Source organism: Clostridium sp. JNZ X4-2 (assembly GCF_054889485.1).
Genome location: NZ_CM142685.1, coordinates 2,070,422 through 2,084,955 on the forward strand (window position 1 = coordinate 2,070,422; position 14,534 = coordinate 2,084,955).

Annotated in this window: 15 protein-coding genes and 4 pseudogenes; 3 read left to right on the forward strand and 16 right to left on the reverse strand. The window is 32.3% G+C overall.

Annotated features, from left to right (window positions below):
• Nucleotides 1–353: 353 nt before the first annotated feature.
• A complete protein-coding gene (locus ACYUJ6_RS09975; RefSeq protein ID WP_461842642.1) occupies nucleotides 354–902 on the reverse strand; it encodes a TetR/AcrR family transcriptional regulator in 549 nt (182 codons plus the stop codon).
• A gap of 160 nt (nucleotides 903–1,062) precedes the next feature.
• Between ACYUJ6_RS09975 and ACYUJ6_RS09980 the strand changes: the two genes are divergently transcribed.
• Both ACYUJ6_RS09980 and ACYUJ6_RS09985 read left to right on the forward strand, forming a co-directional pair.
• Nucleotides 1,063–1,704 carry an oxygen-binding di-iron domain-containing protein gene (locus tag ACYUJ6_RS09980; RefSeq protein WP_461842643.1) on the forward strand — a complete coding sequence of 214 codons (642 nt, stop codon included), beginning with the start codon at nucleotides 1,063–1,065 and terminating at the stop codon, nucleotides 1,702–1,704.
• A 138-nt stretch (nucleotides 1,705–1,842) separates the two neighbouring features.
• The gene (locus ACYUJ6_RS09985) at nucleotides 1,843–2,022 is read left to right on the forward strand and encodes a DUF4368 domain-containing protein (protein WP_461845484.1); all 180 of its coding nucleotides are present in this window, start codon (nucleotides 1,843–1,845) and stop codon (nucleotides 2,020–2,022) included.
• Nucleotides 2,023–2,196: 174 nt separating this feature from the next.
• On the opposite strand, the pseudogene ACYUJ6_RS09990 reads toward ACYUJ6_RS09985, so the two are convergent.
• A pseudogene (locus ACYUJ6_RS09990) lies at nucleotides 2,197–2,349 on the reverse strand (helix-turn-helix transcriptional regulator); the annotation flags it as partial.
• Between the two features lie 139 nt (nucleotides 2,350–2,488).
• Between ACYUJ6_RS09990 and ACYUJ6_RS09995 the strand changes: the two are divergent.
• Nucleotides 2,489–3,412: a S66 peptidase family protein gene (locus tag ACYUJ6_RS09995; protein WP_461842644.1), complete on the forward strand. Its 924-nt coding sequence runs from the start codon at nucleotides 2,489–2,491 to the stop codon at nucleotides 3,410–3,412.
• A gap of 526 nt (nucleotides 3,413–3,938) precedes the next feature.
• On the opposite strand, the gene ACYUJ6_RS10000 is transcribed toward ACYUJ6_RS09995, so the two are convergent.
• From ACYUJ6_RS10000 to ACYUJ6_RS10065, 14 genes and pseudogenes are all read right to left on the reverse strand, one after another.
• On the reverse strand, nucleotides 3,939–5,180 hold the full coding sequence (locus tag ACYUJ6_RS10000; protein ID WP_461842645.1) for a sensor histidine kinase: 1,242 nt from the start codon (nucleotides 5,178–5,180) through the stop codon (nucleotides 3,939–3,941).
• A 2-nt stretch (nucleotides 5,181–5,182) separates the two neighbouring features.
• Nucleotides 5,183–5,881 carry a response regulator transcription factor gene (locus ACYUJ6_RS10005; RefSeq protein WP_461842646.1) on the reverse strand — a complete coding sequence of 233 codons (699 nt, stop codon included), beginning with the start codon at nucleotides 5,879–5,881 and terminating at the stop codon, nucleotides 5,183–5,185.
• A 200-nt stretch (nucleotides 5,882–6,081) separates the two neighbouring features.
• The gene (locus ACYUJ6_RS10010) at nucleotides 6,082–6,540 is read right to left on the reverse strand and encodes a GNAT family N-acetyltransferase (RefSeq protein ID WP_461842647.1); all 459 of its coding nucleotides are present in this window, start codon (nucleotides 6,538–6,540) and stop codon (nucleotides 6,082–6,084) included.
• Between the two features lie 397 nt (nucleotides 6,541–6,937).
• Entirely contained in the window at nucleotides 6,938–7,786 is an 849-nt protein-coding gene (locus tag ACYUJ6_RS10015; RefSeq protein ID WP_461842648.1) for a permease prefix domain 1-containing protein, read from the reverse strand.
• 4 nt (nucleotides 7,787–7,790) lie between these two features.
• Nucleotides 7,791–8,123: a PadR family transcriptional regulator gene (locus ACYUJ6_RS10020; protein ID WP_461842649.1), complete on the reverse strand. Its 333-nt coding sequence runs from the start codon at nucleotides 8,121–8,123 to the stop codon at nucleotides 7,791–7,793.
• A 160-nt stretch (nucleotides 8,124–8,283) separates the two neighbouring features.
• Complete coding sequence (locus tag ACYUJ6_RS10025) at nucleotides 8,284–8,412, reverse strand: hypothetical protein (protein WP_461842650.1); 129 nt, start codon at nucleotides 8,410–8,412, stop codon at nucleotides 8,284–8,286.
• A gap of 48 nt (nucleotides 8,413–8,460) precedes the next feature.
• Nucleotides 8,461–9,012 (reverse strand): hypothetical protein, encoded by a 552-nt coding sequence (locus ACYUJ6_RS10030; protein WP_461842651.1) that lies wholly within the window; start codon nucleotides 9,010–9,012, stop codon nucleotides 8,461–8,463.
• 85 nt (nucleotides 9,013–9,097) lie between these two features.
• Entirely contained in the window at nucleotides 9,098–9,349 is a 252-nt protein-coding gene (locus ACYUJ6_RS10035; RefSeq protein WP_461842652.1) for a hypothetical protein, read from the reverse strand.
• A 141-nt stretch (nucleotides 9,350–9,490) separates the two neighbouring features.
• On the reverse strand, nucleotides 9,491–9,820 hold the full coding sequence (locus ACYUJ6_RS10040; protein WP_461842653.1) for a hypothetical protein: 330 nt from the start codon (nucleotides 9,818–9,820) through the stop codon (nucleotides 9,491–9,493).
• 116 nt (nucleotides 9,821–9,936) lie between these two features.
• Nucleotides 9,937–10,564: pseudogene (locus tag ACYUJ6_RS10045) on the reverse strand (B12-binding domain-containing radical SAM protein); the annotation flags it as partial.
• A gap of 278 nt (nucleotides 10,565–10,842) precedes the next feature.
• A pseudogene (locus tag ACYUJ6_RS10050) lies at nucleotides 10,843–10,926 on the reverse strand (SEC-C metal-binding domain-containing protein); the annotation flags it as partial.
• A gap of 756 nt (nucleotides 10,927–11,682) precedes the next feature.
• Nucleotides 11,683–12,219 (reverse strand): annotated as a pseudogene (locus ACYUJ6_RS10055) (J domain-containing protein); the annotation flags it as partial.
• Nucleotides 12,220–12,241: 22 nt separating this feature from the next.
• Nucleotides 12,242–12,817 carry a hypothetical protein gene (locus tag ACYUJ6_RS10060; protein WP_461842654.1) on the reverse strand — a complete coding sequence of 192 codons (576 nt, stop codon included), beginning with the start codon at nucleotides 12,815–12,817 and terminating at the stop codon, nucleotides 12,242–12,244.
• Complete coding sequence (locus tag ACYUJ6_RS10065) at nucleotides 12,817–14,523, reverse strand: Hsp70 family protein (protein WP_461842655.1); 1,707 nt, start codon at nucleotides 14,521–14,523, stop codon at nucleotides 12,817–12,819. Before ACYUJ6_RS10065 ends, ACYUJ6_RS10060 begins: the two co-directional genes overlap by 1 nt.
• Nucleotides 14,524–14,534: the final 11 nt, after the last annotated feature.

Sequence of the window (14,534 nt, forward strand, 5' to 3'; positions counted from 1 at the left end):
TCAGTCCTGCATAAGACAGTATAAAAAACTATATTGTTTATGGGCAACTGCCAAGTGAAATGTCAAAAACAAGCGTATTGTTCTCAGCGGACGATACGCTTATTTTTCGTTTTTTGTTCTAATAAGTAGAACAAAATATTTGTATAGGGGACAAAACAATATGCCGAAACAGAAACGAAATCTACGGTTACATGTTATGGTAACGCATGAGGAATTAGCCGCCATACGAGAGCGTATGACAAAAGTGAACAGTCAAAATCAAAGTGCTTTTCTCCTCAAAATGTGCAAGTGTGTGCACACTTGCCCTGCTTGCTGATTAGCGAAAGACAGGAAAAAGCCTTGGTAACTCATAGTTATTCTAACGCTAAAAGTAAAGGTTTAGCACTATCGAGAAAAAGCGATAAAGCTATTTTTGTTAGTTCTTCTGGCGTTTCCTTCATTTCATGAGAAAACCATAGAATATAAAAATTATAAATTCCTCCAGTATGAAAGTATAATTTATACTGTTCTTCTATGCTGATATTCTTCCCAGTTCTGCTTTGCTCAAATTGATAATTCAATACATCTAAAATTAAGTAAGCCAATCCATTTTTATAAATTAGTAAAAGTTCTTCTTTATACTTGTGGAAGTGCTTGAAAAGTGTAAGCATATAATTTTCAAATGAATATTTTTTTGAGTTTTTATAATCGCTCAAATAATCCTGCATAATATTTGAAAAATAGAACTTAAGTATATCTTCTTTTGATGAAAAATTACGATAATAAGTAGAACGATTGACTCCTGCCTTGTCTGTAATTTCATTTATGCTAATACTTGTAAAATCTTTTTCTGCCATGAGGATTAATAGGCTTTTGGATATATATTCTTTCATCATATGTGTTGTAATATTTTTACGTTTCATTAAGCAACAAACTCCTATTCAATGTCGCAATTAACGATGTTCTACCTTTTCAAACTTGTAAACCATCTTGCGCAGTGATATACTTTATTTAAGCAACAAACGTAGCTTAAATAAAGTATATCACTGTTCAAACTAAAGTCAATTTAAAGGAGATAAAAATATGACAAAAATCTATCCAGACCTTTACCAGTTCACTGATATTATAGAACCGATAAAACTCTCAATGCACCAGTATTTATTGCTCACCGATGAAGCTGTCCTTGTTCAAACGGGCGCTGTTCCACAAGCACAAGCTACCCTGCCACAGTTAAAGCAACTTCTTGGCGACAAACCGCTTAAATACATTTTAATTTCGCATTTTGAATCGGACGAGTGCGGTGGCCTATCCATAGTGTTGCAGAAATATCCTAATGCGGTAGCTGTATGCTCAGAAACAACTGCTCGCCAGCTTTTGGGCTTTGGAATTACTCAAAATGTAGAGATTAAGAAACCGGGGGAAAGGCTTTGCGGAAATAACTTCGAGTTTAATATTATTGGATACCCGTCTGAAATGCATATGTGGGAAGGCTTACTTTTCATGGAGTCGAAGCGTAGGATATTTTTCAGCAGTGATCTAATGTTTCAAATGGGCGAAACACATGGACAAGTTATAGAAAGCCGATGGGCTGATACAATGGCTTTAAGTGGAGCTGACCAACTTCCCACTTCTGAAATGCAAAACAAGCTGTTAGACGATTTGGGGACGCTTACCCCGGCGTTTGTAGCTTCTGGACATGGTGCTTGTATTAAAATCATTGAATAAATTAAGAGAAGTGCCAAAGGACTTCGGGCCAAGTTGGCCCGAAGTGAACCTCAAAAAAATATGAAAACATACCCGTCGCTTATGCGGAAAAAGAAAAACTGTTGCTCGGTGGGTGGATAGTTATGCTATAAAAAACGTATTACCAATACAGACTTAACGGAACTTACCCCTACCATTTTGAATGATTTGGTTAGCAAGGTGTTTGTAGAAGCACCAGATAAATCGGACGGAAAGCGTAGACAAAATATTCATATCAGCTATGATATGTTGGGGATTTTGCCAAAAATGGAAGCCCTTGCACATGAAGAAATGGCGTAGCATTTACGCTACGCCATACTTCCAAAACATACTGTCTTATTAAGGACTGACTAAGGGGCCTTTTTTATTTTTTTACCAGAAGACTACATCTAGTCGGACACACTAAAAAACAGCTGATTAATTAAGTCAAAATAATCAGTCATAAATATGCTTCCCTTCAATAAAATTTTATCATTATTCCAATATAAACAGCTCTTCTACTGAAACATCCAGGTATTTCGCAAGATTCATTGCCAATTCCAGAGTAGGATTGTACTTATCATTTTCTATGGCTATGATGGTCTGTCTTGTAACTCCAACGGTCTTTGTCAGTTCTTCCTGAGTTAGTTTATATTTTTATATATGATTTCGAAAATTATAGTCCAAATTTTAAATCTGCAGTTGATTATTTAATGATAAATTATCAACCATTTGAGTAACTTCATATAATATTATAGTAATTAAGTTATTTTGAAGGTGAATGGTTATGGCAACAAGGCCGCAAATTTTACTTGCAGGAGATACAGTGGGAATAGTTACTTTAGGGAGTCCATTATCTGCAGATATCATTAATGCTCGTATACAGACTCTTAAGAATATGGGCTTCAATGTAGTTTTAGGAAAATACGTATATTCTTATGGCGGATATATTGCAGCCACAGAACAACAGAGAGCCTCTGATCTGATGGAAATGTTTGAAAACCCTGATGTGAGGGCTATTATACCCTCAAGGGGCGGCGTAGGTGTTGCAGGTATCATACCATACCTTGATTATCCTGTCATCGCACGGAATCCTAAAATTATCACAGGGTACAGTGATATAACAATTTTATTAAATGTTTTGTATGTATGGGCTAACCTGATTACTTTTCACAGTCTTCTTTTAATAGACTTCAAACCAACTACTCCCGCATACAACCTGAATCAGTTTTTTACTGCTACATCCACCCTTATCTCGCCAAGAAAACTAGAAAATCCCCCCGGAATGCCTTTAGTAAGCAGAATTCCCGGCAATGTAACCGGAGTTATAGTGGGTGGTAACCTTACATCCTTTGTAGATAACCTTGGCACCCCATTTGAAATTGATACCAGAGGAAAGATACTTTTGATCGAAGAAGTCCATGAACCTATCAATACAGTCTATAGACATATAAATCATCTTATATTAGCAGGTAAACTTAGAGATTGTGCAGGTATTATCATGGGTGAATGCACAAATTGTGAATCTGCATATGGGAAATCCTATGAGGATTTAATTAATGAAGTTATAATGCCATTGAATAAACCTCTTATGACAAATTTGGCATCTGGACACGGCACATACAAGATGGCTATACCTATAGGTGCTCAAGCTAATCTCAACACTTATAACAATACACTGACAATACTTGAACCAACAGTGCATATGTGAAAAAACTCGGCCTGTAATACATCATCTGTATTCAAAATTCCTATAAGCCGGTTAGAGTTTTCTCCCGTTAAATCTGAAATTGTTGCTGTACCATGTTCAATATACAATATTTTAAAAAAGAGTCTTCCAAAAAAACAATTTCTTCAAGTATTCGTAGGTCTATTTTGGGGTCTGTTCGTTGATTTAGGAATGAATATATGTAGTTTTATAAATCCCAATATTTATATATGAAAAATACTTGTTTTACTTTCCGGTTCCTTTTTCATCGTTTATTTTTAAAGACCAAAAACTAGAAATCTTTCACTGATTTCTGTTTTTATAATCTCCGGTGCCGCAAAAGCAATGATTTGAAAATTCAATTTGTCTGCTATGGTAAATATAGGATCAAGTACATGTGCTCCGGATGCTTTTCCTTTCTTTCAAAAACTTGTATATGTTCTTTACATACTCCCATTCCATTAAGGAGTTGAACTTTTATGAATTATACAGCTAAAAACAAAACTTATACTTATATAGACTGCAAGAATTAGTATTTCAAAAAAGTAATTATAAAAGTGGTTCCAACACCAAGCTTACTCTGTACATTTATAATTCCGTCATGCGCTTCTATTATGGATTTTGAAAGTGCCAGACCTATCCCTATGGAGTCATTGTTTCTTGAAGTCCTAGCTTTATAAAATCTTTTGAATATGTTTGGAAGATCCTCTTCAGATATGCCCTCTCCATTATCCGATATGACTATTCTCCTGTAAATAGGATTTTCCATAAGAGCTACATCTATTTTTCCTCTTTTAGGGGTATGCTCCACACAGTTTTTAATAATATTTATCAATGCTTCACAGAGCCATTCCCTGTCATGAGGAAATACAACTTCATCACCTTCATTAAGATTCACCTCTACATCTGCAGCCTTTATTTTATCATCAAGGGCCTCTATGGAATATCTTGTAGTTTCATTCAAGCTCTGCTGCTCCATATGAAACTCTATTGCCCTGGCATCCAGTCTGGCCAGTTTCAATATGCTTTTAATAAGCCAGTTCATCCTGTAGAGCTGGTTTTTACTATTTATCAAAAAGGTTCTGGATTGTTCTTTTGAGACCTGTTTATTCAGCAGAATATCATTGTAGACTATCATTGAGGAAAGAGGTGTTTTCAGTTGATGTGATATATCAGACAACAGCTCTACCAGAAACCCCTTTTCACTTTCCAGTTCATTTAAATTATTTCTTATTATCTCCTTCATTGAATTAAATGAAGCTGATAATTTTGAAAAATCCCCCTCTTTGTCCTCTCTTATGGATATATCATAATCACCCTCCACTATTTTTTTTGCACCAAAATTCAGCCTTCTTATCCTTTCATAAAAATATCCGTACTGAATATAGTTCATCAGGAAAAACAAGGCTGCCATACTGATAAATATTAGAATTACATTTAAATTTTCTTTCTGTGCAGATTTGTTTATGTATGGAAAAAGTTCATCTTCCAATTTTCCACTTAATCCATACTGCTTTAATATGTACTCTCCTTTTTCAGCCTCTTTCTCGTTTGCTTCAGCTGTAATGGCAGGTATTATTTCCCTGGCAGTTTCAGGATCATATCTGTATATTCTTTCAGTTACAGCTCCAAAAGTCCGCACATAATCCTGCTTTAAACTATCATGATACATTTTCAAAGTTAAAAGTGTACCCATCATAAATATAATATTTAGACATAAAAGAACTGCTGAACTTTTTTTAAGCTCTGGATTGATAAAATATCTTTTCATATTCACTTCTCCTTGTTCACATCTTTGTTCCACGTATATCCCAGTCCCCTCTGTGTCACTATATACTCTGGTTTTTTAGGATCATCCTCTATCTTTTCCCTCATTCTCCTAATATAAACGGACAGGGTATTTTCATCAAAAAATGATTTTTCACCTTCAATAAGCCTGTTTAATATCTCATCTCTCCTCATAAGAACCTTAGGGCTGCTTAAAAATATCAGCAGCAGTTTATACTCCTGTGCTGTAAGCGTCACTTTTTTATCACTCTTTTTCACCAGGGCACTGGAGGTATCCACCACTATATTCCCGCTCTGAAACCTGCCGCCTGCAGATTCCTTTTTATAATTTCTTCTTATTACAGCCTTTATCCTTGACAAAAATTCCCTCACCCCAAAAGGTTTGGTTATATAATCGTCTCCTCCTATTTCAAGGCCGAGCACAATATTTACCTCCTCATCCAGGGCAGTTAAAAACACTATGGGCACATCACTTTTGTCTCTTATATACCTGCACAGATCATAACCGTTTCCGTCAGGCAGATTTATATCCAGAATCACAAGATGAAAATTCCTGTTTTCCATTACTTTTTTTGTGTCCTTAACCGTTGAAACTGTAAAAACTTCATACCCTTCATCTTTTAAAGTAAACTCTATACCTGCCGCAAGGGCACTGTCATCTTCCACCAACAACAATTTGTACATTGATTCCACCTCACTGTAAATATGCTGCATCCATAAATTATAATGTACTTTTATAAGAAATTAAAAAGATAGGTTAAGTTAATTCCTCCTATCTCATGTTTCTATAATCTATAAAAATAAATTTCTTCCATTTTCCCAGTACATAAAATAAATATACTGCGTATTAAATTATATCTCTAATATTTGCTGTAAATTGGAACTTATAAAACCAATCTCATGTATATAACATCATCCATTGGATTATCGTAATATGCTGGTATTTCTTCAAAACCGTATTTCTTATATAAATGAATAGCACTCTTTAACGGCTTTATTGTATCTAACACCATTTCTTCAAAACCATCTTTTGATGCTAATTCAATTATATCTTTTATTAGTTTATAACCAATTTTTAATTTTCTATAATGTGGTTTTACATACAATCTTTTCATCTCACAGCGTTTATCAGTATGCTTATAAAAGGCAACACAACCAACTACATTTCCTTCATCAGAAATAGCTGCCAAAATTTCTCCATTAGGCTTTGTATATTTGGTTTCCAAATCATTTAATTCTTCTGTCAGATGCTGAAAAGTCAAATCTCGATTAAGTGATTTTGTATATTCAACAATTAAATCTTTGATTTCCGGCAAATATCTGCTTCCATTGACTATTTCCATATTCTTCTTCCTTTCAACTTCCTAATTAATATTTATTGATATTTTATACAAATAATTTTTCCTTAGCTTTAATTTACTTCTACCAATTTATTCTATGAAAATTATATCATATATTTACTATAGTCTCCAATACTTATACAGATGATTTCTTAATTTTACATATAATTTAAAAATACTGTCCCTGTTTTCTGTCACACTACACCCCTGTGCAATTCCACAATATTTTTAACTATGGCAAGTCCTAATCCTGAATTATTTTTTTAAAACATTGAAAAAGCTTCTTTAACAAAAACATCACTTCCTTCATCTACTTTAAGAATACAGAATGTTGACCTATTTAGAAGTTTGCCAAATACTAATTAATTATTTCTTACCGATATTATTAGTTCCCATTATTTTAATCAAATAATTTAGAATTAAATCTATTATAAATTTTAATTATTATCCATACAGACAAAAGAGTTCCTCCTATAATTATAAAATAAATTGAATTTTTATAATTGAAACTAGCAGTACTGTAATCCAAATTAGAATACACTATTCTACTGGAATAATTTTCAACATACCTATAAATCGACTTTTTGTATTCATATTGAACAATCCAATCTCCATTTGTTGCTACTACTGTTGAACGATCATAAGCATATGGTGAATTTGTTAATGGTTTTATATTACTAGGATATACTATCCTAGCACTTTTTATATTAAATGGATATCTATAAGTTCCATATATATTCATTCTGTCGTCTTTTTTTATTTCTTTCTTAAATTCAGAATTATCACTAACTTTAAATAAAGCAATGTAGTTGATATAATCATATTTTTTAACCAGATTTTGTATTTGAATTTTTATATTATTTGTAACATTATTTTCATTACCAATGCTATCTAGAACTCCCTCTGTTAATATCTTCTGTTCATTTTGAAATTTTAAATCTTTTTGAGACATAAACATATATGAAATAACTCCAATTGATAAAAACACTATAGCAGAAATTAAAATGATTCCAATAAATTTTTTTTGTCTGTTAAACAGTTTAAATAATCCGTTATTAATTATTTTTCTTTCTCCAAAACGCTCATATGCGATTTTAAGACTCTCTTCTTCTGTTTTACCTTCACTTTTTAATTCATTAACAGTTTCAACAAGGTGCGATTTCATTTCTTCTTTAAAATCTTTAATTTCTTTTTCGCTTCCACTAATCCCCTTATATAGTGAGTCAACAAATTCATCAATATTCATCATATTTCTAAATTCCCCCTAAAAATTTATTCATTATACTATTTAAAAATATCCATTCTTTTTTTTTCTTCTGTACATATCTCCTACCAATAGTCGTTATTTTATAATACTTACGCCTTCCACCACCACTTTTCCCTTTACCCCAATAAGATTCTATTATCTCATTTTTTTCAAGCCTTTTTAACGCTAAATATAAAGTACCCTCTTTTAATTCAAATGTTTCTTCACTAACCTCTCTTACTTTCTTTACCAATGCATACCCATACATATCATTATCATTAAGTAAACAAATTAACATGGTATCTATACAACCTTTTAACACTTCTTTATCAATATCCATAATTCCACCTCGCAATATACACTATAACATTAATTACTATATAATACAATGTAATTTTATGAAAAATTAAAGAGATAGGCTAAGTAAATTCCTCCTATCTCATATTTCTACAATCTGTAAGCCACCCCATTCACAAGGGTACTAGGTTTTACGGGCTAAATTATAAAACCAATCTCATTTCGCAGCGTTTATCAGTATGCTTGTAAAATGCAACACAATCAACTACATTTCCTTCATCAGAAATAGCTGCCAAAATTTCTCCATTAGGCTTTGTATATTTGGCTTCCAAATCATTTAATTCTTCTGTCAGATTTAGCTTTAATTTACTTCTACGAATTTATTCTTCTGAAAGTGGTTCACTTCTTCCTTGTGATTTTAACCATTCTTTAGCATTTAATTTTATTTCTGTTTCCAATCCTAAGTCACGCCCTGTATCTTTCATGGCTTCCGCTGCATATTTATTTGGAAACATCTTTTTTATAGATGGTCCGCATTCATCTCCATCTTTAGGTTGTTCAAATTTAACAACAGTAAATTTATCCTTGTCTTTTTTTAACACAATAAGTGCAGGATTTGATCCTCCACAGGAAAGTCCAAATTTTCCGTCAGCAAATGCATATCCTTCAAATAAGGTATAAATATAAACATTTATCAATCCATTTTTCTGTTCCATTGTATATACCTTATGGGCTTCAAAGACCTTATCGGCATTAGTTAATATATGCGAATAGTAATCAACGATATAATTTGATATTGCCTTATTTATTACCTTTTCAGATCCGGTTCCGATATTGCCATTATTAGCTACTTTTGCATTGCTGCACCCAACACCAATAATAAGTATTAAGGAAAAAATTATTAGAATAAAACTCTTAAAACATTTTTTCAATTTTATATCATCCTCCAATTTTCTGTGTAGTCAAAGTATAACTTAGTGGTACATTTGTCATTTTCATTAGGAAAAATTTATCTTTTTATTGATTGTGGATAATTTTATTGGCTTTTTCTATTTCTCTGGGCTGAATATATATTTCATAATATTCATTTCCACCTTTATTCATAGTTACAAAACTTCTGACTCCATTATGTCTTATTATTTTAGTTTTCACCTTAATTCCTCTACTGATAAGTTCATATTTTATCTTACAGTATTCCTCTACTTTCTCAGTGAAAAAGACCATTTCCCAATTGCTTTTTTTAAAACGTTGAAAAAGTTTCTTTAACAAAAACACCACTTCCTATATTTACTTTAAGAACCCATAATTTAGATCCAAATTATAAAATGCTTTGCGTGAACTTACTGCTGCATTGTACTTGAGGATTGAGAAACAGAATTAATCTGTGTTTTAAAACCTCATATATACCCATTAATTAATAGGCTCGGCTTTTAATCCCTGATGTAAATTAGGCAAATACCAAATATTATATCTTTTATTTTTTAAAATTCTATCATACTTATATGTAAAATCAATCTCTATAATGCTATTATCCTGCAAATTTCTAACAACAATGTATTGTGAATGATGGTCTGATCTTGAAGATGCTTTAGTGGACTTTTCAACTTCACAAGAGATTTTTATATAGTTCTTATTTATAATATTGGGCAAATCAAGTGATGAAATGTATAAGTCCTTAAATAATATACTGCCAAGACCTATTATTATTGCCACCGCTATTGACAGATAAATTATATACATAAACATAAATCCTCCGAGTTTTAATCTTAAAAGCTATGATACTATCAGCATTAAAATATTAATATAAATAGGCTCTGACATTTTATCTAATGATAGAAAGATAAAAATTCCACCACCTACTTTATACAATAAGCTAACCATCTAAAAAATCTTCCTACATTTTTAAAAGAAACTATACTGCACAATAATTCTGTCAGCTTTCCAAACTTCCTATATTAATGATGAGTATAACTTTGTACCAGGATATGGGGTAAGGATATGTGATGTTACCGTTTCTATCTTATTTTTAACTATCCACTCTAATGTATTCCTAAATACAGAGACATCATCTTCATCTAATCCGAAAACAAAACTTGCATTTATCATTATTCCCCTTTTATGAATTTCATCTACAAGTTTCTCATATCTCTTTACACTATTCTGCACCTTGTGGACACTATCTATTGACTTACTATTTATACTTTCAAAACCTATAAATAGACTTTGACAGCCAGCCGCCTCCATTTTATCTAATAATTCAGGCATATCCACTATATTGGAAGTAACCGCTGCATTCCACTTTAGTTTAAGAGGTTTTATTTTCTCTAATAATTTTTCTGTCCATTTGGGATTTCCAATAAAATTATCATCAATAAACATTATATGCCTTGTTTTTAATGCATTTATATCTTTAATCACGTCGTCTATGGATCTATAGCATCTTGTAAAAGCCTTTGAAGAACAGCAGAAAAGACTCCAACCACAAGAAGATGTTCTTACTGGCGGCAGCAGCATTCAGGAGTTGATAGAATAAATTATTATGCTGAAAAATCAGATTTTGAAGAAGTTAACCAGGCATTAAAAAATAACTCTGACAAAATGATGCATATAAGAAAGATATGAAGTATTATACCGGAATATCCTCTTCGAGAACATCAAGTATTCTATCTGCAGCCTTACGATATTTCTTTATTCTTTTATAGTCATTTTTCGAAGAATTTTTTAAGTAATCCAGTGAAATATCACCAATTGATGAGGTCGTGTTATTTTCCACAACACTTTTTATATTTTTTTCCGCTTCCACAAGGACATGGATCATTTCTGCCAATTTTAGGTTCTTTTCTTACATAAGGTTCCTGGTATTCATTATCATCGTACCAGTTTTCAAACTCTTCATATTCATCCTCATCCTCTTCAATATCAAAAATATCACCCATCACGTTTTTATATTTATTCAACTTTTTTCTATAATCCAATTTCAATTTTTTTCTTTCAGTGCTGCTTATTGCCTTATTAAAAAAATCTTCCCTAACAATATATAACTCAGGATAGTCCTTTTTTAGCTTTTGAATAGAGGATTCATAATTTGAATAGTTTTCCAATATTTCATATTCATAAAAATAAGTCATTACTTCCTTTCTATCATCTTCAATACCTAATATGATATTAGGCATAATTTTAAAAGCAACCAGTCCAGCGACTTGATCTTTTATCTTATCATCCATGTCTAGTTCACTGAATATATCTTTATATTTCTTAAAATTATCAATATCTATTTTTGTGCACTCTATATCTTTGTCCTTTGGTAAAATTTCTACAGCTCTGTCTATTATACTTTTTGCTTCTTCTAAATTGTCTACACACATTAAATACTTTGCTATATGAGATAACGACCATGCTACATTGTCCTTTATTTCATTATTATTTAGGGCAATTTCCGTAAGTTTATCTAAATATTTATACATTGAAGACATACTTTCGGATTCTATATCAAGCATTATTAATTTAAAATAAATTATAGTGTTATCACTTATATCTCCAACCACATCTAAAGCTTTTTCCAAAACACGCTTTGCTTCCAAATACTCCTCATTTTTTATATGTGCATCACCTAGCCCCATCCAAAGTGAAATATTGTCACTGTCAAGTTCTATTGCCCTATTATAGGCAACGATAGCTTTCTTTTGCCAGCCTCTCATAAGATATGCATTAGCGAGATAACCTGCAAAGGCTGCATTTTTCGGTTCTTCCGAGGTTAATTTTTTGTACATTTCAAGAGCTTTGCCACTGTTTCTGTTTTTTAAATAGGCTTCGGCTAAAAGTGACTTAACTATAAGAATACCTGGATCTGATTCTAATATTTTTTCAAGAATTCTTATTGCTCCAGTTAAATCTCCTTCTTTCAGAAGAGTACTTGCAGAATTATATTCATCTTTTATATCAGTAGATAGATAATTTACTAAATCGTACTGTTTACGGGTTTTTTCGTTGCTTAAAGTTTCATAGGCCTTTCTAATATCCATAAATTGTGTTTCATACCTATCTGGAGGATATTTCCTCACGAGCTTGAAATAGGCTTTCTTTATATCTTCCTTTGAAGCTTCTGTATTTAATCCTAATATCTCATAATAATCTTCCATAATATATCACCTTTTTTATATTTTACTCAGAATTTTTTAAAATTTTCCCTAAGATATTATAAAGAAACTTATATTTTCTTTTTTGATCACAGCTATTAATTATATAGTTCAATGTATCTTCATTTTCTTTGTTAATAAGCAAAGATTGTTTCCATAATATCATAGCTTTGTTTTTTTTATCTAATGCCAGATTACAGAGACCCTTGAAATTTATGAATGGGATTATTTTACAATTATTAAATTCAATTTTTTCCATGATTTCATCTGCCTTTTTAAAGTTCCCATTTCTGGCATACTTAAGAGATTTATCATACAAGTTACAAAGTACAATAAATTCATTTTCTTGAAGGCTCTTAATATAGTAATACGCCCTGTTATTTTCTTTGGAGTTTAAGCCAATACTATTTTTCCACAGTTTCCCGGCTTTTTCAAAGTGTCCTGAAGTATACAAACACAAACCATACAAATTTACAGCTTGCCAGTTTTTATTATCCATAACTATGGCTTTTTGGAAATTGTCTTCTGCTGTATTCAGCTTTTTCTGTTGTAAATTTCTAAATCCTTCCTCCATATATATTTTTGATAACTCTGAAATCACTATTCTTCCTCCAGTTCATACATCATATCTGTAATATTCTGGTCAAGTACTTCAGCTAATTCACTATCACCAGCAATTATAGCTTTTTTTAGATCTTTTAATAATGATTCCAGTTCATAACTGTCTGCATCGTGGTGTTCACTTATATATTTTTCAGCCTTTTTAATGAACCTGCGGTATTTTCTTGATCCTTTCACATTTTCCCAAGACTCAAGTTCAACCTCTTTATCCATTTCAACACCAGTTGTTTCGATTGTAATACCAGCATTTTTACCTGTACTTAATATAATTGCTTCCACCTGAAGAATACCATTGACATCATATGTGAATTTGACTTTTACCCTCTGTTCTCCAGCAGGTGCAGGTGGAATGTCGGAGAGTATAAACTTCCCGAGAAAGTTATTTGAAGATGCCTTTTTATAGTCCCCCTGATATATCTTTATTTCCACTTTTGTCTGTCTATCTGAGGCTGTATAATATACTCCTTCCTTTACAACCGGTATAGTCGTATTCCTATTTATAAGAACGCTGTAACCGTCCGGTATAGGTATTCCATTGAATACCTCCAGCACTTCAATTCCAAGTGTATACGGACAGACATCAGTAATAAGTATATCTGTTTCTGATGAAAGATCCTGGTTAAGTATAGCACTTTGAATGGCCGCGCCCATGACAACGGCAAGATCCGGATCCACAAAGGACTCGGGTTCCCTGTTAAAAATTCTTTGTAAAAAATTTTTAACAAGAGGTACTCTTGTAGATCCTCCAACTAACAGTATAGTATTAATTTTTTCTTTGGCAACCAATGAATCTGCTAATACAACATCGATTTGTGCTTTAGTAGATTCTACAAGATCCTCTATAAGTTCTTCAAAAATTTCTCTTGTTACAGTCATATCTATGGATAGAGGTTCATTGTCACTATAGGCTATAAATGGCAGTACTATTCTGTACTCTCCTAAACTGCTCAATTTTACTTTACAAGCCTCTGCAGCTTCTTTAATCCTTACCATTGCTTTTATATCATTTCTCAGATCAATTCCATATTTTTCATAAAAATTGTCAACCACGTAAGTTATTATTCTGTCGTCAAAATCTTTTCCTCCCAACTGATTGTTGCCGCTGCTGGCTTTTACTTCGAGCACTCCGTCAAACATCTCAAGTAGTGTTACATCCAATGTTCCTCCGCCAAGATCATAGACTAGTACGTATTCATTATTCTCCATGCGATCTATTCCATAAGTCAGTGCAGCAGCAGTAGGCTCATTTATTATTCTCTCAACCTTAAATCCCGCTAATTTACCTGCTTCTACTGTAGCCCTCCTCTGTTCATCAGTAAAATATGCAGGAACGGTTATTACCGCCCTCTCTACCTTTTCTTCTAAATATTCCTCTGCACACTCTTTCAAGTAACTTAGAATAAAGGAAGATATCTCCTCCGGTCTATATTGCTTATCACCCATTTGTACCTTTTTTTCTGAACCCATAAGTCTTTTGATTTCCATTACAGTTTTATCCGGTCTCAATATAAGCTGAGCCCTGGCATCATTACCTACAACCAGTTCATTATTTTCAGAAATTCCTACCACGGAAGGGGTTATGTATTCTTCATCCTTATTTTTTATTACTTTTGATTTTCCGTTTTCAAATACAGCAATTTCCGAAGTAGAAGTTCCCAAATCAATTCCTACTATTTTACTTTTCATTCTGAATTTCC

Excerpts from the sequence above, each read along its gene's own strand:
- ACYUJ6_RS10010 (WP_461842647.1), bottom strand. The coding sequence starts at position 6,540 with ATGGAAATAGTCAATGGAAGCAGATATTTGCCGGAAATCAAAGATTTA.
- ACYUJ6_RS09975 (WP_461842642.1), bottom strand. The coding sequence starts at position 902 with ATGAAACGTAAAAATATTACAACACATATGATGAAAGAATATATATCC.
- ACYUJ6_RS10040 (WP_461842653.1), bottom strand. The coding sequence starts at position 9,820 with ATGTATATAATTTATCTGTCAATAGCGGTGGCAATAATAATAGGTCTT.
- ACYUJ6_RS10020 (WP_461842649.1), bottom strand. The coding sequence starts at position 8,123 with ATGGATATTGATAAAGAAGTGTTAAAAGGTTGTATAGATACCATGTTA.
- ACYUJ6_RS10005 (WP_461842646.1), bottom strand. The coding sequence starts at position 5,881 with ATGTACAAATTGTTGTTGGTGGAAGATGACAGTGCCCTTGCGGCAGGT.
- ACYUJ6_RS10015 (WP_461842648.1), bottom strand. The coding sequence starts at position 7,786 with ATGATGAATATTGATGAATTTGTTGACTCACTATATAAGGGGATTAGT.
- ACYUJ6_RS09995 (WP_461842644.1), top strand. The coding sequence starts at position 2,489 with ATGGCAACAAGGCCGCAAATTTTACTTGCAGGAGATACAGTGGGAATA.
- ACYUJ6_RS09980 (WP_461842643.1), top strand. The coding sequence starts at position 1,063 with ATGACAAAAATCTATCCAGACCTTTACCAGTTCACTGATATTATAGAA.
- ACYUJ6_RS10000 (WP_461842645.1), bottom strand. The coding sequence starts at position 5,180 with ATGAAAAGATATTTTATCAATCCAGAGCTTAAAAAAAGTTCAGCAGTT.
- ACYUJ6_RS10065 (WP_461842655.1), bottom strand. The coding sequence starts at position 14,523 with ATGAAAAGTAAAATAGTAGGAATTGATTTGGGAACTTCTACTTCGGAA.